The 20,645-nt window shown below is 73.3% G+C and carries 20 protein-coding genes; 7 read left to right on the top strand and 13 right to left on the bottom strand.

Features of this window, described 5'->3' with window-relative positions; genetic code table 11:
* Positions 1–7: 7 nt before the first annotated feature.
* A complete protein-coding gene (gene miaA / locus ACZ6O2_RS01500; protein ID WP_466021711.1) occupies positions 8–967 on the bottom strand; it encodes a tRNA (adenosine(37)-N6)-dimethylallyltransferase MiaA in 960 nt (319 codons plus the stop codon).
* A complete protein-coding gene (locus tag ACZ6O2_RS01495) occupies positions 952–1,722 on the bottom strand; it encodes a class III extradiol dioxygenase subunit B-like domain-containing protein (RefSeq protein WP_466021625.1) in 771 nt (256 codons plus the stop codon). The genes miaA and ACZ6O2_RS01495 overlap by 16 nt, the downstream gene beginning before the upstream one ends.
* 150 nt (positions 1,723–1,872) lie before the next feature.
* Here ACZ6O2_RS01495 and ACZ6O2_RS01490 point away from each other — a divergent pair, with 150 nt between their 5' ends.
* Complete coding sequence (locus ACZ6O2_RS01490) at positions 1,873–3,081, top strand: DUF349 domain-containing protein (RefSeq protein WP_350710914.1); 1,209 nt, start codon at positions 1,873–1,875, stop codon at positions 3,079–3,081.
* Between the two features lie 99 nt (positions 3,082–3,180).
* Here the strand turns inward: ACZ6O2_RS01490 and miaB are convergent, their stop codons facing one another.
* Positions 3,181–4,680, bottom strand: a complete 1,500-nt coding sequence (miaB, locus tag ACZ6O2_RS01485) for a tRNA (N6-isopentenyl adenosine(37)-C2)-methylthiotransferase MiaB (RefSeq protein WP_350705111.1) — start codon at positions 4,678–4,680, stop codon at positions 3,181–3,183.
* Positions 4,681–4,731: 51 nt separating this feature from the next.
* Here miaB and ACZ6O2_RS01480 point away from each other — a divergent pair, with 51 nt between their 5' ends.
* Positions 4,732–4,962: a DUF2277 family protein gene (locus tag ACZ6O2_RS01480; RefSeq protein WP_350705110.1), complete on the top strand. Its 231-nt coding sequence runs from the start codon at positions 4,732–4,734 to the stop codon at positions 4,960–4,962.
* 55 nt (positions 4,963–5,017) lie between these two features.
* Here ACZ6O2_RS01480 and ACZ6O2_RS01475 read toward each other — a convergent pair whose 3' ends face one another.
* Entirely contained in the window at positions 5,018–5,497 is a 480-nt protein-coding gene (locus tag ACZ6O2_RS01475) for a hypothetical protein (protein ID WP_350705108.1), read from the bottom strand.
* A gap of 227 nt (positions 5,498–5,724) precedes the next feature.
* Positions 5,725–6,720: a selenide, water dikinase SelD gene (selD, locus tag ACZ6O2_RS01470; protein WP_466021624.1), complete on the bottom strand. Its 996-nt coding sequence runs from the start codon at positions 6,718–6,720 to the stop codon at positions 5,725–5,727.
* Positions 6,721–6,907: 187 nt separating this feature from the next.
* Between selD and ACZ6O2_RS01465 the strand changes: the two genes are divergently transcribed.
* From ACZ6O2_RS01465 to ACZ6O2_RS01450, 4 genes are read left to right on the top strand one after another with little or no spacing between them, the layout of a single operon-like run.
* The gene (locus ACZ6O2_RS01465; RefSeq protein ID WP_350705104.1) at positions 6,908–7,663 is read left to right on the top strand and encodes an amino acid ABC transporter ATP-binding protein; all 756 of its coding nucleotides are present in this window, start codon (positions 6,908–6,910) and stop codon (positions 7,661–7,663) included.
* Between the two features lie 57 nt (positions 7,664–7,720).
* On the top strand, positions 7,721–8,599 hold the full coding sequence (locus ACZ6O2_RS01460; RefSeq protein WP_466021623.1) for a glutamate ABC transporter substrate-binding protein: 879 nt from the start codon (positions 7,721–7,723) through the stop codon (positions 8,597–8,599).
* 42 nt (positions 8,600–8,641) lie between these two features.
* A complete protein-coding gene (locus ACZ6O2_RS01455) occupies positions 8,642–9,349 on the top strand; it encodes an amino acid ABC transporter permease (protein WP_350682830.1) in 708 nt (235 codons plus the stop codon).
* Complete coding sequence (locus ACZ6O2_RS01450; protein ID WP_466021622.1) at positions 9,346–10,308, top strand: amino acid ABC transporter permease; 963 nt, start codon at positions 9,346–9,348, stop codon at positions 10,306–10,308. The genes ACZ6O2_RS01455 and ACZ6O2_RS01450 overlap by 4 nt, the downstream gene beginning before the upstream one ends.
* A gap of 94 nt (positions 10,309–10,402) precedes the next feature.
* On the opposite strand, the gene rny is transcribed toward ACZ6O2_RS01450, so the two are convergent.
* On the bottom strand, positions 10,403–12,169 hold the full coding sequence (gene rny / locus ACZ6O2_RS01445) for a ribonuclease Y (protein WP_350705098.1): 1,767 nt from the start codon (positions 12,167–12,169) through the stop codon (positions 10,403–10,405).
* A gap of 604 nt (positions 12,170–12,773) precedes the next feature.
* Here rny and ACZ6O2_RS01440 point away from each other — a divergent pair.
* Positions 12,774–13,364 (top strand): HAD family hydrolase, encoded by a 591-nt coding sequence (locus ACZ6O2_RS01440; protein ID WP_350705097.1) that lies wholly within the window; start codon positions 12,774–12,776, stop codon positions 13,362–13,364.
* Between the two features lie 68 nt (positions 13,365–13,432).
* Here ACZ6O2_RS01440 and ACZ6O2_RS01435 read toward each other — a convergent pair whose 3' ends face one another.
* The 7 genes from ACZ6O2_RS01435 to ACZ6O2_RS01405 form a co-directional block, all read right to left on the bottom strand.
* Positions 13,433–14,134, bottom strand: coding sequence for a regulatory protein RecX (locus ACZ6O2_RS01435; RefSeq protein ID WP_466021621.1), 702 nt, complete (start codon positions 14,132–14,134; stop codon positions 13,433–13,435).
* Positions 14,135–14,148: 14 nt separating this feature from the next.
* Positions 14,149–15,195 carry a recombinase RecA gene (recA, locus tag ACZ6O2_RS01430; protein WP_088995380.1) on the bottom strand — a complete coding sequence of 349 codons (1,047 nt, stop codon included), beginning with the start codon at positions 15,193–15,195 and terminating at the stop codon, positions 14,149–14,151.
* A 184-nt stretch (positions 15,196–15,379) separates the two neighbouring features.
* On the bottom strand, positions 15,380–15,580 hold the full coding sequence (locus tag ACZ6O2_RS01425) for a DUF3046 domain-containing protein (protein ID WP_350705093.1): 201 nt from the start codon (positions 15,578–15,580) through the stop codon (positions 15,380–15,382).
* A gap of 4 nt (positions 15,581–15,584) precedes the next feature.
* Positions 15,585–16,967, bottom strand: a complete 1,383-nt coding sequence (locus ACZ6O2_RS01420) for an MFS transporter (protein ID WP_466021620.1) — start codon at positions 16,965–16,967, stop codon at positions 15,585–15,587.
* 109 nt (positions 16,968–17,076) lie between these two features.
* On the bottom strand, positions 17,077–18,219 hold the full coding sequence (locus ACZ6O2_RS01415; RefSeq protein WP_466021619.1) for an acyl-CoA dehydrogenase family protein: 1,143 nt from the start codon (positions 18,217–18,219) through the stop codon (positions 17,077–17,079).
* Positions 18,220–18,282: 63 nt separating this feature from the next.
* Positions 18,283–18,987 (bottom strand): UdgX family uracil-DNA binding protein, encoded by a 705-nt coding sequence (locus ACZ6O2_RS01410; protein WP_466021618.1) that lies wholly within the window; start codon positions 18,985–18,987, stop codon positions 18,283–18,285.
* A 289-nt stretch (positions 18,988–19,276) separates the two neighbouring features.
* Positions 19,277–20,617, bottom strand: a complete 1,341-nt coding sequence (locus ACZ6O2_RS01405) for an aminotransferase class I/II-fold pyridoxal phosphate-dependent enzyme (RefSeq protein WP_466021617.1) — start codon at positions 20,615–20,617, stop codon at positions 19,277–19,279.
* Between the last annotated feature and the right edge of the window lie 28 nt (positions 20,618–20,645).

Here is a 20,645-nt window from a genome sequence, read left to right as displayed (position 1 = left end):
GCCCCCATCATCGCGCAGCGGCCGGCAGCAGGCGCAGGGCGGCCGGGATCAGGTCCGGCGCGGCCGAGTCCAGCCAGTGGATCCGCTGGTCACGGCGGAACCAGGAGCGCTGCCGGCGGACGAACCGCCGGGTGGCCCGGACCGTCTCGTCGTGCGCCTCGCCCTCGGTGATCTCCCCGGCCAGGAAGCGCAGCACCTGCTGGTACCCGAGCGCCCGGCTGGCCGTCCGCCCTTGCGGCAGGCCGTGGCCGACCAGCTCGCGGGTCTCGGCGACCAGGCCGTCGGCCCACATCCGGTCCACCCGCAGCGCGATCCGCTCGTCCAGCAGCGCCGTGTCCAGGTCCACCCCGAGCTGCACGGACGGGTAGTAGGGCGTCGGGCCGGGCAGCGACGCGGTGAACGGCGCCCCGGTCAGCTCGATGACCTCCAGCGCCCGGACGATCCGCCGGCCGTTGGTGGGCAGGATCCCCGCCGCGGCGGCCGGGTCGGCCTCCCGCAGCCGGGCGTACAGCGGGGCCGGGCCGGTCTCGGCCAGCTCCCGTTCGAGCCGCTCGCGGGCCGCCGGGTCGGTGCCGGGGAACTCGAACCGCTCCAGCACCGCCCGCACGTAGAGGCCGGAGCCGCCGACCAGCAGCGGCACCCGGCCACGGGCCAGGATGTCGTCGACCGCCGCGCGGGCCAGCCGCTGGTATTCCGCCACGCTCGCCGGCTCGGTGACGTCCCAGATGTCCAGCAGGTGGTGCGGCACCCCGTCGCGCTCGGCCGGGGTGAGCTTCGCGGTGCCGATGTCCATGCCCCGGTAGAGCTGCATCGAGTCGGCGTTGACCACCTCGCCGTCGAGGGCGTGCGCGAGCGCGATGCTCAGTGCGGACTTCCCGGCCGCCGTCGGCCCGACCACCGCGACCACCGTCCCGACCGGCGGGTGGCCGCCGCCGGCGTCGGCCGGCCCGGTCACGCCGCCTCCCAGGTGGCCACGAAGTAGGCCACGCCGTAGGGCGCGGCGTCGTAGGTCAGGTCACCGTGCCAGCGTCCGCCCGCCGCGCCCGCCGCGCCGGCGAGCACCTGCCAGGCCGCCCGACCGGCGACCTTCAGCTCGGCCGACAGCACCGGGTCCAGGCCGTGCAGGGCGGCGGCGTCCGCGTCGGCCAGGGCCCGGGCGACCCCCTCGTCGTACGCCTGCGCGCGCGGGTCGTCGTAGCCGGGCGCCTTCTCGCCCCGGCAGGCGGACCCGTCCCCCGTCACCAGCAGCGCGACCCGGCCCTCGGCGCGGCGTACCAGCTCCGCCCCGAGCGCGGCGCACTCGCCCGGGGCGGCGTCGGCGGCGACCGACGTGGCGAACCGGGGCAGGTCCGTCCCCGCCCTGCCGAGCAGCCACGCGCCGACGGTCAGGCTCAGCGGCAGCCGCTCCCCGCCCCCGCAGTTGGTCTTCCACAGCCGGACGTGGCGGTCGACACCGTAGGCGCGCAGGGAGCCGTAGTCGGCGGCCCGGAAGCGGACGGTCTCCGGCCCGGCGCCGACCAGCACGATCTGGTCGGGCGAGGCGGCGAGCAGCCGGCCGACGGCCGCGTCGCAGGCCGTGCGGAGTTCGTCCAGCTCAGCGGCGGCGGCACCGGCCACCTCGGGCACGAGCAGGGGCGGATGCGGGCAGACGGCGGCGGCGACCAGGGGCACCCGTTCACCGTAGCGGGACCCCCCGGTGCGTCCCCGCGCCGATCCGGTCATTCGGGGGCTAGGACACCGTATGGTCACGGTCGGCGATAGGCGCTCGACGCGGACGGGGTCGGACCTGTGACAATGCCGGGAGTAACTTTGCTGCGCCGTGGCGGCGATCGTGGGACCGGTCCCCGACGCCGGGAGAACGAGGATGGGCACATGAGCGACTGGACGGCCTTCGGACGGGTGGACGCGGACGGCACCGTGTACGTCAAGACCGCCGACGGCGAGCGGGTGGTCGGATCCTGGCAGGCGGGAGCGCCCGAGGAGGGGCTTGCCCACTTCGCCCGCCGCTTCGACGACCTGGTGACCGAGGTCAACCTGACGGAGGCGCGGCTCAACTCGGGTGCGGCGGACGCCGGCCACTCGCTGACGACGATCCGCCGGATCCGCGCCTCGCTCGCCGAGGCGCACGTCGTCGGCGACATCGACGCGTTGGCCGCACGGCTGGACCGACTCGCCGCCGTCGCCGAGGAGAAGGCCGGCGAGGCCAAGGCCGCCCGGGACGCCGCCCGGGGCGAGGCACTCGCCCGCAAGCAGGCGCTGGTGGAGGAGGCGGAGAAGCTGGCCGCCGAGTCGACCGGCTGGAAGACCGCCGGCGACCGGCTCAAGGAGATCCTCGAGGAGTGGAAGACCATCCGCGGGGTCGACAAGAAGACCGACGGTGAGCTGTGGAAGCGGTTCGCCGCGGCCCGGGACGGCTTCACCCGCCGCCGGGGCGCCCACTTCGCCTCACTGGACTCGCAGCGCAAGCAGGCGCAGTCGGTCAAGGAGGAGCTGGTCGCCGAGGCCGAGAAGCTGAAGGACTCCACGGACTGGGCGGCGACCGCCAACCAGCTCAAGGACCTGATGAACCAGTGGAAGGCCGCCCCGCGCGCCTCCAAGGAGGCGGAGCAGAAGCTCTGGGAGAGGTTCCGGGCCGCGCAGGACGAGTTCTTCACCCGGCGCAGCGAGGTCTTCTCGGCCCGCGACAACGAGCAGCGGGCCAACCTGGAGCGCAAGCAGGCGCTGCTCGCCGAGGCCGAGGCGCTGGACGTCGACGGCGACCCGAAGGGCGCGCAGGCCAAGCTGCGGGAGATCCAGGCGCAGTGGCACGAGGCCGGCCGGGTGCCCCGCGAGGCGGCGGCCGGGCTGGAGCGCCGGCTGCGGACGGTCGACGACAAGGTCCGCGAGGTGATGGACTCCGCGTGGCGACGCACCACCAAGGAGGACAACCCGCTGCTGGCCCAGATGCGGACGCAGGTCGCCGAGGCCGAGGAGCGGCTGGCCCGGGCCCAGGCGGCCGGCGACGCCCGGCGGATCAAGGAGGCCGAGCAGGCGCTCGCCTCGAAGCGGCAGTTCCTCCAGCTCGCCGAGCAGGCCGGCTGAGCTGAGCCACGCGAAAGCCCCCGGTCCGCGCGGACCGGGGGCTTTCGCGTGTCCGGGCCGCCGCCGGCGACGGTGGGATCGGCCGGCCCGTCGTGGGGGTCAGTGGGCGGCGCAGCCCGTCGTCGGCGCGGGCGCCGCGGCCGGCGCGCCGATCGTGGGCAGCCCGAGCAGCACCCCGGGCGTACGCGGGGAGCGCCCCGCCTCGGCCGCGTCGCCGGCCCGGGTGCGCCGGTGCGACAGGGGCTCACCGTCGGCGTTGAGGTGGTGCGGGGCCGCGTACGTGACGGTGGTGTGCACGATGTCGCCGGGGCGGATCTGCCCGGCGAGGGAACCCGCGTCGAAGTGGACGAGGCGGCCGTCACGGGCGCGGCCGGACATCCGGCCGGTGCGCTCGTCCTTGCGCCCCTCGCCGACGGCGACCAGCACCTCGACGGTCTCCCCCACGAGCCGCTTGTTCTCCGCCCACGTGATCTCCTCCACGCAGGCGATCAGCCGCTCGTAGCGCTCCTGGACGACCTGCTTGGGGAGCTGACCCTCCATGGTGGCGGCGGGGGTGCCGGGGCGCTTCGAGTACTGGAAGGTGAAGGCGGAGGAGAACCGGGCCTCGCGGACCACGTCGAGGGTGCGCTCGAAGTCGGCGTCGGTCTCGCCGGGGAATCCGACGATGATGTCCGTGGTGATCGCCGCGTCCGGCATCGCCGCCCGGACCTTCTCGATGATGCCGAGGTAGCGGTCGGCCCGGTACGAGCGGCGCATGGCGCGCAGCACGTCGTCCGAGCCGGACTGCAGCGGCATGTGCAGCGAGTGGCAGACGTTCGGCGTCTCGGCCATCGCGGCGATCACGTCGTCGGTGAAGTCCTTCGGGTGCGGGCTGGTGAACCGGACCCGCTCCAGGCCGTCGACGTCGCCGCAGGCGCGCAACAGCTTGCCGAAGGCGAGCCGGTCGCCGAACTCCACGCCGTAGGAGTTGACGTTCTGCCCGAGCAGGGTCACCTCCAGCACGCCCTCGTCGACCAGGGCGCGCACCTCGGAGAGGATGTCGCCGGGGCGGCGGTCCTTCTCCTTGCCGCGCAGGGAGGGCACGATGCAGAACGTGCAGGTGTTGTTGCAGCCGACGGAGATCGACACCCAGCCGGCGTACGTGGACTCGCGCCGGGTGGGCAGCGTCGAGGGGAAGACGTCGAGGGACTCGAGGATCTCCACCTCGGCGGCGGCGTTGTGCCGGGCCCGCTCCAGCAGCACCGGCAGCGACCCGATGTTGTGCGTGCCGAAGACCACGTCCACCCAGGGCGCCTTGCGGACGATCTCGCCGCGGTCCTTCTGGGCGAGGCAGCCGCCGACGGCGATCTGCATCCCCGGGTGCCTGTCCTTGACGGGGCGCAGGTGACCGAGGTTGCCGTAGAGCCGGTTGTCGGCGTTCTCCCGGACCGCGCAGGTGTTGAACACCACCACGTCCGGGTTGTCGTCGGCCTCGGCGGCGCGCACGTAGCCCGCCTGCTCCAGCAGCCCGGAGATGCGCTCGGAGTCGTGCACGTTCATCTGGCAGCCGTACGTGCGCACCTGGTAGGTGCGCGGGCTGCTCGCCGCTGCGGTAGTCATGACCCGGACAGCGTATCCGGGCGAGAATCCCGAACCGAACGAGGAGGAGCCGTGTGCCGGAGCATCAAGACCCTTCGTGAGCCGTACGTCGCCGAGGTGAGCCCGGCCGACGTCGAGGCCGCCGCCCTGCAGTACGTCCGGAAGATCTCGGGCTTCCGCAGGCCCGCCGCGCACAACGCCGCGGCCTTCGACGCGGCGGTCGCCGCGGTCGCCGCGGCCACCGCGACCCTGCTGGGCGAGTTGGAGGTACGCGGCGGCCGCTCCGCCCGCCCGGCGAGCTGACCTCGCCGCCCGCCGGGCCGACGCGGGGAGGCCCCGCGTGCTGGCACGGCGGGCCTCAGGCGGCGGCGAGCGCGGGCAGCACCGAGTCGGGGGCCCAGCGTGAGCGGTGGCACTGCGACCAGCCGCGGCAGCGGGGATCGGCCTCGGTGCAGAGCCGCTGGTTGCCGAGCACCTCGCCGTCGTCGGTCTCGCGGACGTCGAAGTGCACCGGCCGGATCGTGCCGTCGGGGGCCACGAGCAGGTGCCGGCCGGCGTCGAGGGTGTCGTCGCGCAGCAGGCAGTTGCGGTCCAGCAGCCGCGCCAGCGCGGCGATGCTGGCGTGCTCGGGGAGCCCGTCGGGCACGCCGTAGCAGTCAACGATGGTGGCGAACTCCCCCGGCGCCTGCCAGACGTCGCAGATCACCGCGTGCGCCGGCAGCCGGGCCGGGTCGGCCGCCGCCAGGGGCATCACCACCCGGCCGAGTGCCTCGGCCAGTGCCGGGTAGACCTCCACCGGCCGCACCTGGTCGATTCTCCAGTTCCACAGCTCGGTCATGCCGCCTCCTCGCTGTGCTCGTCCCACCGGCCTCCGGATCGGGCCTTACTGACGATGGTGGGGGGCATATGACCTCAGCCGGGGGCAAGTTACCGGTCTGTGACCATTCCGGGCAAAATTTCCTTGGGCGCCGTTGCTCCGAGTGGCGGAAAGGTGACAGTTTATCGGGTACGGTGCCCCGCCCGGAACTTCCCCGCTCCGTAGCGCGCCCGTTTCGACCGGGTCGGTCAGCGCACGACGACCCGGTGCTCGCCGGGGGGCAGCAGCTCGCCGACCACGGTGGCACCCGGCAGTTCGCCGGCGACCAGCAGGCCGCCCGACGTCTGCGCGTCGGCCAGCAGCAGCCGTTCGTCCTCGCCGATCCCGCCGAAGTCCGTCCACCCGGCGACCCACTCCAGGTTGCGGCGGCTGCCGCCGCTGACGTACCCGTCGCGCACCGCCTCCCGGGCGCCGGCCAGGTAGGGCACCCGGGCCGCGTCGATCGCCACCGTCAGCCGGCTCGCCCGGGCCAGCTTGGACGCGTGCCCGAGCAGACCGAAGCCGGTCACGTCGGTGCCGCAGCGCACACCGGCCGCCACCGCGGCCCGCGCGGCGTCCCGGTTGAGGGTGGTCATGGCGGCGACCGCCTCGGGGAAGCTCTCGCCGGTGGCCTTGTGCCTGGTGTTGAGCACCCCGACGCCCAGCGGCTTGGTCAGCGACAGCGGCAGCCCCGCCCGGCCCGCGTCCAGGGTGATCAGCTCCTCGGGCCGGACCACCCCGGTGACGGCCAGCCCGTACTTGGGGCCCTCGTCGTCGACGCTGTGCCCGCCGGCGAGGTGGCATCCCGCGTCCCGGGCCACGTCCTGCCCGCCGCGCAGCACCTCCCGGGCCAGCTCCAGCGGCAGCACGTCGCGCGGCCAGCAGAGCAGGTTGAGCGCGACGAGCGGGGTGCCACCCATCGCGTACACGTCGGAGAGCGCGTTGGTCGCGGCGATCCGCCCCCAGTCGTACGCGTCGTCGACGACGGGGGTGAAGAAGTCGGCGGTGGTGACCAGGCCGGTCCGTTCGTCGAGCCGGACCACCGCGGCGTCGTCGCCGTGGTCGAGGCCGACGAGCAGGTCCGCGGCGCCGGTGGCCGGGCCGAGGCCGGCGACCATCGCCTCCAGCTCGCCCGGCGGGATCTTGCAGGCGCAACCGCCGCCGCGGGCGTACTCGGTCAGCCGCACCCGTTCCGTCATCCCCACATGATCTTCCACACGTCCCGACGCCACCACCGGGAGGACCGGTTTCGGAGTCAAAATCCGACTCCCGGGCCCGAGCGGAAATGGTGTTACCGCTCCGTGACCAACTGACTTGCGTTCCGCCACATCCCCCCGCCTACAGTTGCCCAACCGGGGGTCAACGGACCCCGCGTGCGCGACGACAGGGACGGTGGACGACGTGGCGACGGGCGAACCGCTCATCGTGCTGGAATCGGTCAACAAGTGGTTCGGGCCGCTGCACGTGCTGGACGACGTCTCGCTGTCGGTCGGGCGCGGCGAGGTGGTCGTGGTCATCGGGCCGTCCGGCTCCGGCAAGTCGACGCTCTGCCGCACCATCAACCGACTCGAGCCGATCACCTCCGGCACGATCACCTTCGACGGGCAGCCCCTGCCGGCCGAGGGCAAGGCGCTGGCGAAGCTGCGCAGCGAGGTCGGCATGGTGTTCCAGTCGTTCAACCTCTTCGCGCACAAGACGATCCTCGAGAACGTCACCCTCGGGCCGGTCAAGGTCCGCAAGGAGAAGCCGGCGGCGGCGCGCGAGCGCGGCCTGGCCCTGCTGGACCGGGTCGGCATCGCCAACCAGGCCGACAAGTTCCCCGCCCAACTCTCCGGCGGCCAGCAGCAGCGCGCCGCGATCGCGCGGGCGCTGGCCATGCAGCCCAAGGCGATGCTCTTCGACGAGCCGACCAGCGCGCTCGACCCGGAGATGGTCGGCGAGGTGCTGGACGTGATGACGTCGCTGGCCCGCGAGGGCATGACGATGGTCGTGGTCACCCACGAGATGGGCTTCGCCCGGCACGCGGCGAACCGCGTCATCTTCATGGCCGACGGGCAGTTGGTCGAGGACGCCCCGCCCGCCGAGTTCTTCGCCAACCCGCGCAGCGAGCGGGCCAAGGACTTCCTCTCCAAGATCCTCACGCACTAGGCGTCCGTACCTGGAGCGCGCCGTCCCCCGGCGGTTCCGTCGAAGAAGGAGATGAGTATGCGTATCACGCGCGTAGCGGCGCTCGCCGCGGCCGCCACCCTGGCGCTCGGCATGACCGCCTGCGGTGGCGACGACGCCGAGGAGGGCACCGGCGCCGGCAGCAAGTCCTTCGCCGCCGGCAGCACGATGGAGCGCCTGAACAAGGCCCAGTCCATCAAGATCGGCACGAAGTTCGACCAGCCCGGCTTCGGCCAGAAGGGCCTGTCGGGCAAGCCGGAGGGCTTCGACGTCGAGGTCGCGAAGATCATCGTCAAGGAGCTCGGCATCCCCGAGGACAAGATCGAGTGGGTCGAGGCCCCCTCGAAGGTCCGCGAGGACGTCATCGTGAACGGCACGGTCGACCTGGTCGCCGCGACCTACACGATCAACGACAAGCGCAAGGAGCGCATCGCGTTCGCCGGGCCGTACTACGAGGCCGGCCAGAACATCATGGTGAAGAAGGACGACGCCACGATCACCGGGCCGGACTCCTTCAAGGACGGCGCCAAGAAGGTCTGCTCGGTCACCGGCTCCACCCCGGCCGAGGAGATCAAGAAGCACGTCAAGGACGTCGCCACCCAGCTGGTGCTCTTCGACACCTACGACAAGTGCCGCGACGCCCTCAAGGGCGGCCAGGTCGACGCCGTCACCACGGACAACGTGATCCTGCTCGGCTACATCGCCAAGGACGAGGCGTCCTTCAAGCTGGCCGGCGACAACTTCACCAAGGAGCCGTACGGCATCGGGGTGAAGAAGGAGGACACCGACTTCCGCAACTTCATCAACGACACGCTGGAGAAGGCGTTCGCCGACGGCAGCTGGCAGAAGGCCTGGGACGGCACCGCCGGCAAGTTCGGCGCCCAGCTGGGCTCCGCCCCGACCGTCAACCGCTACTGATCTAATTCCTTCGATCTGGAGGGTGGGGAGGAAGACCGACCCGTGAGTGTGCTCATCGACAAGTTCGACGTCTTCGCGGGTGGTTTCTGGCTCACCCTCCAGATCTGCGTACTCGCCGCGATCGGTGCCCTGATCCTGGGCGCCATCGTGGCGGTACTGCGGATCTCCCCGGTGCCGCCGCTGCGGGCGGTCGGCACCGCGTACGTCAACATCTTCCGGAACATGCCGCTGACCGTGGTGATGTTCTTCGCCGCGTTCGGCCTGCCGGCGCTCGGCTCCAACGCGGACTTCCTGCGCATCCCCGGCCTGGACGCGGTGTTCAGCCGGCTCGACACGGATCTGCCGTACTTCCGCTTCGCGCTGATCGCGCTGGTGCTCTACACCGCCGCGTTCGTCTGCGAGGCGCTGCGGTCCGGCGTGAACGCCGTCCCCGCCGGCCAGGCGGAGGCCGCCCGGTCGCTCGGCCTCACCTTCGGCCAGAACCTGCGGTACGTGGTCCTGCCGCAGTCCTGGAAGGCCTCGGTGGTGCCCCTCGGTTCGGTGATCATCGCGATGATCAAGAACTCGGCCCTGATCGGCTTCTTCGGCGTGGTCGGCGACCTCTCGCAGACCGCCGACCAGCTCACCTCGGCCGAGGGCTACGCCTTCGTCCCCGTCGCCATCGGCATCTCGATCGGATACCTGATCATGACCGTCCCCCTCGGCGCGCTCCTCGACCGGATCGAGAAGCGGCAGGCGGTGGCCCGATGAGCCAGCAGACCGTCCTCTACGACGTCCCCGGCCCCCGGCAGCGCCGGATCACCCTCGTCAGCAGCCTGGTGGCGACGGTGCTGCTGCTCGCGGGCGCGTACTTCCTGATCTACAAGCCGCTGGACGCCAAGGGCCAGTTCTCGATGGAGCTCTGGGGGCCGCTGCTCGACCCCTCCAACGAGAACTTCCCGCAGGTGTGGGAGCGGATCGGCCTCGGCCTCAAGAACACGCTGACCGCCGCCGCCCTGGCGATCGTCGCCTCGCTGGTGGTCGGCACCCTGCTCGCGGTGCTGCGGATCCAGCTCAAGAGCCTGACCCGCCGCCGGTTCACCGGCTTCGCCGCGCCGCTGGCCTACCTGCTGCGCGGGCTGAGCGTGCTGCTGTCGGCGGTCACCCGGGTCTGCGTCGAGGTGTTCCGGGGCATGCCCGTGGTCATCACGATCTTCTTCGTGGCTCGCGGCTTCCCCGAGTTCGGCGTCACGTTCGAGACGCTGTGGTACCTGGTCATCGGCCTGACCATCTACAACTCGGTGGTCATCGCCGAGATCCTCCGCTCCGGCATGGAGGGCCTGCCCGGCGGGCAGGCCGAGGCGGCGGCCGCGATCGGCCTCTCCCCGATGCAGACCACCCGGATGATCCTGCTGCCGCAGGCCTTCCGGATCATGCTGCCGGCGCTGATCAGCCAGCTCGTCGTGGTGCTCAAGGACACCTCGCTGGGCTTCATCATCAGCTACGAGGAGACCCTGAACATCGGCAAGCAGCTCATCGGCGTGCTGGACAACCCGATCCAGGTCTACGTCGTGATCGCGGTGATGTTCATCCTGGTGAACTACTCGCTGTCGAAGCTGGCCCAGTACGTCCAGCACCGGCTCTCCCGGGGCCGCAAGACCGCCGGCACCCCGGCCCAGAACCCGCCCCCGGCGGCGCTCACCGCGCAGGCGGAGAGCCAGGGCGTCTGACCCCTGACGCGACGAAGGGCCGGCCCGATGATCGGGCCGGCCCTTCGTGTTGCGCCGTCAGCGGGCGGTCTCGGTGACGGCGCCCGCCGCGACGTCAGCGCGCGATCTCGGTGACCCGGGACTCGCGGACCACGGTCACCCGGATCTGACCCGGGTACGTCAGCTCCTCCTCGATCTGCTTCGCCACGTCCCGGGCCAGCACGGCGGCGCCGATGTCGTCCACGTCGTCCGGCTTGACCATCACCCGGATCTCCCGGCCGGCCTGCATGGCGAAGACCTTCTCCACGCCGAGCTTGCCGGCCGCGATCTCCTCGATCCGCTCCAGCCGCTTGACGTACGCCTCCAGGCTCTCCCGCCGTGCCCCGGGCCGCCCGCCGGAGCAGGCGTCGGACGCCTGGGTGAGGACGGCCTCGATGGTCTGCGGCGGCACCTCGTTGTGGTGCGCCTCGATGGCGTGGACGACGTCCTCGCTCTCGCCGTACTTGCGGGCGAGGTCCGCGCCGATGATGGCGTGACTGCCCTCCACCTCGTGGGTGAGCGCCTTGCCGATGTCGTGCAGGAACGCCGAGCGCTTGATGGTCGGCACGTCGAGCCGCAGCTCGGCCGCCATGATGCCGGCGATGTGCGCGGTCTCCACCAGGTGCTTGAGCACGTTCTGCCCGTACGACGTCCGGTAGCGCAGCCGGCCGAGCAGGGTGACCAGCTCCGGGTGGATCTCGGTGATGCCGACCTCGACCAGGGCGTCCTCGGCGGCCCGCTGACACAGCTCCTCCACCTCGTGCCGGGCCAGGTCGTAGACCTCCTCGATCCGGTGCGGATGGATCCGCCCGTCCAGGACCAGCTTCTCCAGGGTGAGCCGGCCGACCTCCCGGCGCACCGGGTCGAAGCAGGAGAGCAGCACCGCCTCGGGGGTGTCGTCGATGATCAGGTTGACGCCGGTGACCGACTCGAAGGCGCGGATGTTGCGGCCCTCCCGGCCGATGATCCGTCCCTTCATCTCGTCGCCGGGCAGGTGCAGGACGCTGACCACGCTCTCCGCGGTCTGCTCACTGGCGACCCGCTGGATCGCGTCGACGACGATGTGCCGGGCACGCTGCTCGGCGGTGTTGCGCGCGTCGGATTCGATGTCCCGGACCAGCAGCGCGGCCTCCCGCTTGGCCTGGCCCTCGATCGCCTCGATCAGCTCCGCCCGGGCCGTGTCGGCGGTGAGCCCGGCGACCCGCTCCAGCTCCCGGCGCCGCTGCTCCTCCGCCTCGGCCAGTTCCGCCTCCCGCTGGTCGAGCGCGGCGCCGCGGGCGGCCAGGGCCGCGCTGGCGGCCGTGAGCTGGCGCTCCCGCTCGGCGAGCCGCTCCACCTCCTCGGTGTGCAGCCGCTCGCGCTCGTCCATCCGGGCCGCCCGCCGCTCCACCTCGGCGGCCTGTTCCCGGGTGGTGGCGGCGAGCACCGCGACCTCGCGTTCCCCGCTGCGCCGGGCTGTGGTCCGTAGCTGCTCCGCGTCCGCCTCGGCCTGCTTGTGGGCCCGCTCCAGGATGGTGTCGGCCTCCGCCCGGGCGTCGTCGAGCACCCGGCGCGCCTCGGCGCGGGCCGCCTTCGCCTCGGCCTTCGCGGCAGCCGCCTCTGCCCGGGCCGCCGCGGCGGCGGACTTCGCCACGTCGATCGTGCTGTTGGCCTCGTCGGCGGCGCTGCGCAGCGCGGCCAGGGACTGTTCCTGCCGGTCCTTCTCGGCGATGAAGGCGGGATCCTCGGGCGCCGGCGCCGCGCCGAGCCGGCGCAGCGTCCGTACGCCCAGCAGCACCGCCCCGAGCACGACCACGGTCAGGACCAGCACCACCGCGAGGATCACGACGTCGAAGCCGCTCATGCCGGCGCCCCGCTCCGCATGGCCGTCACGTGGTCGGCCACACCCTGGTCGGCCCGCGATCGGTGCGGGCCCGGCCCGACGTTCGGCCCGCTCATGTCGGCACCCCGGTGGACCTGCGCCGCCTCGCCATGGCCGCCTCCCCTGAACGTCGGGACCGCAGCGACGGTGCCGGTGGGCACGCACCCTGCGGCTGTGGACGCCCGACCGGAGCGACTGGCCGTGGGTAGGTTCCGTCGGCGGTGCCCACGCGGGGCATCGCCGGCGGCCGGGTGCAGTTGTCGCGCCAGCCCCGGACCGGCCTGTCCGAAGCTGCCGCCAGTGGCCGACGAGTCGGCCAAAGTGATGCTGTTCCGTTACGCGATCTATGTTGTGCGCTTAGCCTGCGCTGGTCGGGCAATGTGAGCCTGTATGGCGAGGCTAGGTCTCCCGGGGCCGTCTGGTCAAGAACTCATGATCAAACCCCCCGAACGGAGCGAAGTTGTCGCGTTACGCAACGCCCACGCCAGCCCGGACACCGGAGGACAAACGAGGCGAGTTGGCGGGAGGTGCGCCCGCCGGCCCGCCCAGCCGTACGGCCCGCCACGCAGCCGCCTAACCTATCCGGGTGCTGCTCCCCCTGCCGCCCGGCGAGTTCCGGGCCTACCTCTTCGACTGCGACGGCACCATCGCCGACTCGATGCCGCTGCACCACCTCGCCTGGGTCGAGGCGCTCAAGGAGTGGGGCTGCACCTTCTCGGAGGACCTCTTCTACGCCTGGGGCGGGCGCCCGGTAGCCGACATCATCGTCGAACTCAACGAGCGCCACGGCCTGGCCATGCCGGTCGAGGCGGTCGCCGCCCGTCAGGAGACGCTGTATCAGGAATCCCTGCCGAGGCTCACCGCCGTGCCCGGCGTCCTGCGGCACATCGAGGACGCCCACGGGCGGGTTCCCTTCGCCGTGGTCTCCGGCAGCACCCGGGAGTCGGTCACGGCCTCCCTGGACGCCCTTGGCCTCACCGGGAAGTTCGACGCGCTGGTTTGCGCGGGCGACTACGCCAGGGCCAAGCCCGACCCGGAGGGGTTCCTGCTCGCCGCCCGGCTCCTCGGCGTCCCACCGGAGTCCTGCCTGGTCTTCGAGGACACCGACCTAGGCGTCGCGGCGGCCACGGCTGCGGGCATGGCCGCCGTGCGCGTCCCGTCGCCCAGGCAGCGGTAGCGCCACCCCGCGACCGGCCTCCGGCCGCGTCGGTCTGGCCCCGGCATGTGGCTCGCCGTCGGCTGCGCTCAGTCGACTAACCGGCTGTCGCGGTCGAGCTCGCCCTCGGCGTCGGCGAGCGCGTCGGCGTCGATCTGCTCGGCGAACTCGGCCGCCTCGGCGCTCTGCGCGGCGAGCGCGTCCTTCACCGCCCGGATCGCCACGCCGGGCGGGTAGCCCTTGCGGGCCAGCATCGCCACCAGCCGCCGGAAGACCGCATCCGGCTCGCCGCGGGCGGACCGCAGCTTCCGCTCCACCAGGGCGCGGGCGGTCTCGGCCTCGGTCTCCTCGTCCAGCTCGCCGAGGGCCTCGCTGGCGACCTCGCCGTCGACACCGCGCTGACGCAGCTCGTTGGCGAGCGCCCGGCGGGCCAGACCCCGGCCGGCGTGCCGGCTGGACACCCAGGCCCGCGCGAAGGCGGCGTCGTCGATGATGCCGACCTCGTCGTAGCGGTCGAGCACCGCCGCGGAGACCTCCTCGGAGATCCCCCGCTTCGCCAGTGCCCCGGCCAGCTCGGCCCGGGTACGCGGCCGGACGGCGAGCTGGCGCAGGCAGATGTCCCGCGCCACCTCCGACTCGTCGCGCGGCGCGGCGGGGGGCACCTCGGGGTCGATCTCCTCGGCACGGGGGCCACGGCGACCCCGCCGGGGTCGGGGCGTCGTCGTGCCGTCGCCCGCGCGGGGCGGACTGGCATCCCAGCCCCGCCCCGTGCGGGCGCGTCGTCCTGCCACGGGTCAGCGACCGGTCAGAAGTCGACCGGCGGCAGCTCCGGGCCACCGGCGGCGTCGCCCGCGCCGACCCCGACGCCGAGCTTCTCCAGGATCTTCTTCTCGATCTCGGCGGCCACGTCCGGGTTCTCCCGGAGGAACTCGCGGGCCTTCTCCTTGCCCTGGCCCAGCTGGTCGCCGTCGTAGGTGTACCAGGCGCCGGACTTGCGGATGATCGCCTGCTCGACGCCGACGTCGATCAGCGAGCCCTCGCGGGAGATGCCCTTGCCGTACATGATGTCGAACTCGGCCTGCTTGAACGGCGCGGCGACCTTGTTCTTCACGACCTTGACCCGGGTGCGGTTACCGACCACGTCGGTGCCGTCCTTGAGGCTCTCGATGCGGCGCACGTCGAGCCGGACCGAGGCGTAGAACTTCAGCGCCCGGCCGCCCGTGGTGGTCTCGGGGCTGCCGAACATCACGCCGATCTTCTCGCGGAGCTGGTTGATGAAGATCGCGGTGGTGCCGGTGTTGTTGAGCACACCGGTGATCTTCCGCAGCGCCTGGCTCATCAGCCGGGCCTGCAGACCCACGTGGCTGTCGCCCATCTCGCCCTCGATCTCGGCGCGCGGCACCAGCGCGGCCACCGAGTCGATCACGATGATGTCGAGCGCGCCGGAGCGGACCAGCATGTCCGCGATCTCCAGCGCCTGCTCACCGGTGTCGGGCTGGGAGACCAGCAGGGCGTCGGTGTCGACGCCGAGGGCCTTCGCGTATTCCGGGTCGAGCGCGTGCTCGGCGTCGACGAAGGCGGCGATGCCGCCGGCCCGCTGGGCGTTGGCCACGGCGTGCAGCGCGACGGTGGTCTTACCGCTGGACTCCGGACCGTAGATCTCGACGACCCGGCCGCGGGGCAGGCCGCCCACGCCGAGCGCCACGTCGAGGGCGATCGACCCGGTGGGGATGACCGCGGTCTGGATGACCGGCCGCTCCCCGAGCCGCATCACCGAGCCCTTGCCGAACTGCTTGTCGATCTGAGCGAGAGCAAGGTCGAGTGCCTTCTCCCGGTCAGGCCCTGCTGCCATCGTTGCCACCCCTGCCTTCGCCGGCGTCTTTCCTGAGCTTCGCGTCACGCGGACACGCTAGGCGCTGGGTCCGACAGAAAACCAGCCGACGGGCCGTGAGCTGTGGACGAGCACCCCGCTGTGGACAATAGCCGAACAGGTGTACGAGTCGGCAAGCGACACGCGGAGGCGACGAAATGGCTGCTCAGCGTAGTCGCGCGGGCACCCGGTCGGGATAGGCGGCGCAGACCGCCCGCCACACGACGTGCGCCTGCTCACCCGATGCCAGCGCCTGCTCGACGGTCCGGCCACCGAGCTGGGAGAGCACCTGGTCGCGGGCGATGCTGGCCGCGTAGGCGGGGCCGAACGCCTCCTCCAACCGCGACCAGAAGTCGGTCAGCCGCACGTGATCAATCCTCCTCGTCCGGTGCGCCCGCCGGCACCGGACGCAACGCTAGCGCCACCAGGGGCACCGCCGCGACCGCCGCGAGCAGGGCGAGCACCGGATAACCCGCCACCTCCATGACAAACCCGCTGACCGCCCCGGCGGCGGCGCCGGCCAGTCCCATGGTCAGGTCGGAGAGCCCCTGGACGCTCGGCCGGATCCCCACCGGCACCGACTCCGACAGCAGGGTGGAACCGGCCACCATGGTCCCCGACCAGCCCAGGCCGAGCAGGAACAGCCCGATCGAGAGCCGGGCCGTGTGGTGCCCGGCGGTGCCGGCGACCGCGCACGCCACGAGCAGCAGCCCGACGCCGCCGAGGATCACCGCCCGGCGGCCGAGCCGGTCCGTGAGCCAGCCGGCCACCGGGGCGAGGGCGTACATGCCGGCGATGTGCAGACTCAGCACGAGACCGACCACCCGCAGCACGTCGGCGTCGGCGTGCCACTCGTGCAGGCGCACCGGGGTCATCACCATCACCGCGACCATGACCAGGTGCCCGACCGCCACCGCGGCGATGCCGAGCCGGGCGGCCGGGCGCGCGCGTACGACCGACCAGGCGGCCCGCATGCCCACGCCGCGCCGGCCGGTCGGTGCCGGCGCGACGACGGCGTCCGGCGACGGGGTGACGGCGGGAACGGCGTCCGGCGACGGGGCGGCCGGGACGACGGCGTCCGACCCCGGGGTGACCGGCGGGACGGCGACCGCCGCCAGCCGGCGCGCGGTCAGCAGCGGGTCGGGCCGCAGCAGCGCCAGGATCACGCCGGCGGCCAGCGCCAGCGCGACGGCGCTGAACGCGAACGGACCGGCCAGCTTCGGCAGCCCCCAGCCGCTGGTGGTGCGGTCCGCGAACGCGGCGAAGTTCGGCGCGGCGACCGCGCCGATGGTGGTGGCCCAGACGATCAGGGCGAGCTGGCGGCCCCGCCGCGCTGGCTCGGCCAGGTCGACCGCGGCGTAGCGGGCCTGGAGGTTGGCCGCGCTGCCGCCGCCGAAGAGGAGCATGCCGAGGAAGAGCAGCGGGACCCAGCGGGTGACGGCGGCGAACACCACCAGGGCGCCGCCGGCCGCGCCGGCGAGATAGGCCACGACCAGGCCGGGCCGCCGGCCGTGGCCGTTCATGATCCGGGTGACCGGCACCGCGAGCAGGGCCCCGCCCACCACGGCGGCGCTGCTCACCAGCCCGGCCACGGCGGTGCCGGCGATGTCCGCGGCGAGCAGCGCCCCGACGGCGACGCCGACCGTCACCCCGATCCCGCCGACGATCTGGGTGACGAAGAGCAGCCGCAGGGTACGCCGCTGGATCGGCGTGACGTCGGGCGCGGCGAGTGGCGCGGCGAGGTCGGTGGCCATCGGCGGCTCCTTCGACGGTAAGGGGCGGGGTGCCCGTCTCATCCTTGCGCAGCCGGCGCGCCGCCCCGCAACCGGTCGCCGTCCCGGCTGCGCCCCTCCCCCGGTTGCGCTACAGGCCCAGGCCGCGGCCGATGATCTCCTTCATGATCTCGGTGGTGCCGCCGTAGATCGTCTGCACCCGCCCGTCCAGCCAGGCCTTCGCCACCGGGTACTCCAGCATGTAGCCGTAGCCGCCGTGCAGTTGCACGCAGCGGTCGGCGACCCTGTTCTGCAACTCGGTGGTCCACCACTTCGCCTTGGCCGCGTCGGTGACCGAGAGCCGGCCGGCGTTGTACTCCGCGACGCAGTGGTTGACGAAGGTGCGCGCGATGGTGACCTCGGTGTCCAGCTCGGCCAGGAGGAAGCGGTTGTGCTGGAACGCGCCGATCGGCCGGCCGAACGCCTGCCGGGAGCGGGCGTAGTCGAGGGTGACGGCGAGCAGCCGCTCGGCGGCGGCCACCGCGGCGACCGCGATGCTGAGCCGCTCCCGGGGCAGGTTGGCCATCAGGTGGTAGAAGCCGTGGTTCTCGGTGCCGATCAGGTTCTCCGCCGGCACCCGGCAGTCCTCGAAGAACAGCTCGGCGGTGTCGTTGGCCTTCAGCCCGACCTTGGCCAGCCGTCGGCCCCGGGAGAAGCCGGGGGTGCCGTCCTCCACGGCGACCAGGCTCACCCCGTGCGCGCCCTGGTCCGGCGCGGTGCGGACGACCACGACCACCAGGTCGGCCATCTCGCCGTTGGTGATGAAGGTCTTCTGACCGTTGAGCACCCAGCTGTCGCCGTCGCGGACGGCGCTCGTGCGGATTCCGGCGAGGTCGGAGCCGGTGCCGGGCTCGCTCATCGCGATCGCCGTGACGAGGTCGCCGGAGCAGAACCCGGGCAGCCAGCGCTTGCGCTGGTCCTCCGTGGTCAGCTCGGTCAGGTACGGCGCCACCACGTCGTTGTGCAGCCCGAAGCCGAGGCCGGTGCAGCCGGCGGCGACGATCTCCTCGGCCAGCACCGCGTTGAACCGGAAGTCCCGCTGCCCGCCCCCGCCGTACTCCGGGTCGACGTCCGTGCCCAGCAGGCCGGCCGCCCCGGCCCGGCGCCACACCTCGCGGTCGACGATCCCGGCGGCCTCCCAACGCTCGTGGTGGGGCACGGCCTCCCGGTCCAGGAACTCGCGGCACAGCTCGCGGAAGTCCTCGTGGTCGCGCTCGTAGAGATGCTGCTCCATGGCCGCCAGTGTGGCACCGCGCACCCGCCCTGCCCAGGGGCCGACGGGTGGCTCGGTGCCGGCTCAGCCGGCGAGGGCGCGGGCGGCCACGGCGAGGTCGGCGACCAGCCCCTCGTACGCCACGTCCTGGTCGTCGGCGCGGAGCACGGCGGACGGGTGGATGGTGGCCAGCAGCCGGGCCGGCGGGGCGTCGGCGACGGTGCCCTTCGCGTCCACCGGCACCCGCTGGAAGTCCTCCGGGTGCTGGGCCGACGCCGGCCAGGGCATCAGCTCGCCGCGCTGTCGGGTGACCCGGAACGTGGGGCCGAGCAGCGCCTTGGCCGCGGTCGCGCCGAGCACCACCACGATCTCCGGGCGCAACTGGGCGAACTCGGCCACCAGCCAGGGCCGGCAGGCGGTGACGTGCACCCGGTCCGGGGTCTGGTGGATGCGCCGTTTGCCGCGCAGCTCGAACCTGAAGTGCTTCACGGCGTTCGTGAGGTAGATGTGCCCGGGGTCGAGCCCGGCGTCGTCGACCGCCTTGCGGAGCAGCCGACCGGCGGGGCCGACGAACGGCAGCCCCTTCTGGTCCTCCATGTCACCGGGCTGCTCGCCGACGAAGACCACCCGCGCGCCGGCGTCGCCGCGACCGAACACGGTCTGCGACGCGTCCCGGTACAGCTCGCAGCCCCGACAGCCGGCGGCGGCGGCGCGCAGGTCGTCGAGGGTGTCGGCCTGCGGCGGGATGAACTTCTGCGCGCCCGGTGCGGTCTCGGTCTGCTCGGCCATGTCGACTGTTATATACCCGTTCGGGCCGCGATGCCGGTCCGCCCTGCCTCCGCACGACGTCCCACCGGCGGCCGGGCCGTCAGTATCCGCCGCCGCCGTCGCCGCCGGACGCCAGCGCGATCACCACGATCACGAGCACGATCACCGCCACCACGACGGCGATCCAGACGCCCCTCCTCGATCCCGACGAAGCCATGGTCGTCCACCTCCGGCACCGCGCTTACCCACCCGGCGTCCGGTCACGCCCGCGCCCGGCACATTGGCACGTCGCCGGCCCGGGTGCGCGGGGTCATGCGGTGAAACCGGGTGACGCGGCAGGCCGGACGGCGCGGGCGGCGGCGTCGGCGAGCGGTGCCACCTCGCCGTCGTCCAGCGAGCTGACCGTGATCCGCAGCCCCGGCGGGCCGGCGATCCGGTAGAGCGCGCCGGGCGCGACCGCCCAACCGGCGTCGCGCAGTGCGGTCAGCGCGCTGGTCTCGTCCGCCACCGGCAGCCACACGTTGATGCCGCTGCGCCCGTGGGCGGCGAGGCCGTGGCCGGTGAGCGCGTCGACCAGCGCCCCGCGCCGCCGCTCGTAGCTGGCGGCGGCCCGGTCCACCAGCCCGGCCACCGCCGGGTCGCGCCACAGCGACAGGACCAGCCGTTGCAGCACGGTGGAGACCCAGCCGGCGCCGACCCGGGCCCGGCCGGCCACCCGGGCCACCGTGGTCTCGTCCCCCACCAGCACGGCCAGCCGCAGGTCGGGACCGAACGGCTTGCTCACCGAGCGGACGAAGGCCCACGTCGGGGTCGCCCCGGCGAGCGGGTGCAGCGGTACGCGGGCCAGCTCGGCGGCGTGGTCGTCCTCGATCAGCAGCAGGTCGGACCGGCCGGCGAGCAGCGTACGCAGCTCCTCGGCCCGCCCGGCGGAGACCGCCGCGCCGGTGGGGTTCTGCGCCCGGCTGGTCACGATCAGCGCCCGGGCCCCGGCGGCGAGCGCGGCCCGGACGCCCTCGACGAGCGGACCGTCGTCGTCGACCGGCACCCCGATCGGCCGCAGCCCGAGCGCGGCGACCAGGTCGAGCAGGTTGGCCCAGCCCGGGTCCTCGACGGCGACCGCGTCGCCGGGGCGCAGGTGCGCGCCGAGCAGCCGCTCGATGCCGTCCAGCGCGCCGCCGGTGAGGGTCAGCTCCGCCGCCGGCACGCCGTCGGCGGCCAGCCGCTCCCGGGCCGCCTCGGCCAGTTCGGGCAGCACCCCGGCGGCCGAGTAACCGACGGGCGGCCCGGCGTCGGCCGCGAGCCCGGCCAGGTGCGCCCCCAGCGGCGGCAGCAGCCGCGGGTCGGGCTCGCCCAGGGAGAGGTCGCGCAGGCCGGGGGCGGGTGGCGGGCGCAGCGCGGAGCGGCGGGCCGCCACCGGAGGGCGGGGCCGGACCCGGGTGCCGTGCCGGCCGGCGGTGACCACCAGGCCCCGCTGGCGCAGCTCCTGATAGGCCCGGGCCACAGTGGCCGGGCTGACCGTGAGCTGGGCGGCAAGCGCGCGCACCGCCGGCAGGGCGGCGCCGGGGGCGAGGGCGGCGGAACGGATGCCCGACTCGATGCTGGCCGAAATCTCGACGGCCGTCGCGCCGATGACCTGATAGCGTTCTGACACAAATCAGAGATTGTACTAGAACAAAGGC

This window comes from Micromonospora sp. NPDC048040 (assembly GCF_055587185.1).
This window is presented reverse-complemented; position numbering and strand designations above follow the sequence as displayed.

Bases quoted from the DNA above. Each gene is read 5' to 3' on its own strand.
- ACZ6O2_RS01495 (WP_466021625.1), bottom strand. From the start codon at position 1,722: ATGACCGGATCGGCGCGGGGACGCACCGGGGGGTCCCGCTACGGTGAA.
- ACZ6O2_RS01490 (WP_350710914.1), top strand. From the start codon at position 1,873: ATGAGCGACTGGACGGCCTTCGGACGGGTGGACGCGGACGGCACCGTG.
- miaB (WP_350705111.1), bottom strand. From the start codon at position 4,680: ATGACTACCGCAGCGGCGAGCAGCCCGCGCACCTACCAGGTGCGCACG.
- ACZ6O2_RS01475 (WP_350705108.1), bottom strand. From the start codon at position 5,497: ATGACCGAGCTGTGGAACTGGAGAATCGACCAGGTGCGGCCGGTGGAG.
- ACZ6O2_RS01460 (WP_466021623.1), top strand. From the start codon at position 7,721: ATGCGTATCACGCGCGTAGCGGCGCTCGCCGCGGCCGCCACCCTGGCG.
- ACZ6O2_RS01450 (WP_466021622.1), top strand. From the start codon at position 9,346: ATGAGCCAGCAGACCGTCCTCTACGACGTCCCCGGCCCCCGGCAGCGC.
- rny (WP_350705098.1), bottom strand. From the start codon at position 12,169: ATGAGCGGCTTCGACGTCGTGATCCTCGCGGTGGTGCTGGTCCTGACC.
- recA (WP_088995380.1), bottom strand. From the start codon at position 15,195: ATGGCAGCAGGGCCTGACCGGGAGAAGGCACTCGACCTTGCTCTCGCT.
- ACZ6O2_RS01420 (WP_466021620.1), bottom strand. From the start codon at position 16,967: ATGGCCACCGACCTCGCCGCGCCACTCGCCGCGCCCGACGTCACGCCG.
- ACZ6O2_RS01415 (WP_466021619.1), bottom strand. From the start codon at position 18,219: ATGGAGCAGCATCTCTACGAGCGCGACCACGAGGACTTCCGCGAGCTG.
- ACZ6O2_RS01410 (WP_466021618.1), bottom strand. From the start codon at position 18,987: ATGGCCGAGCAGACCGAGACCGCACCGGGCGCGCAGAAGTTCATCCCG.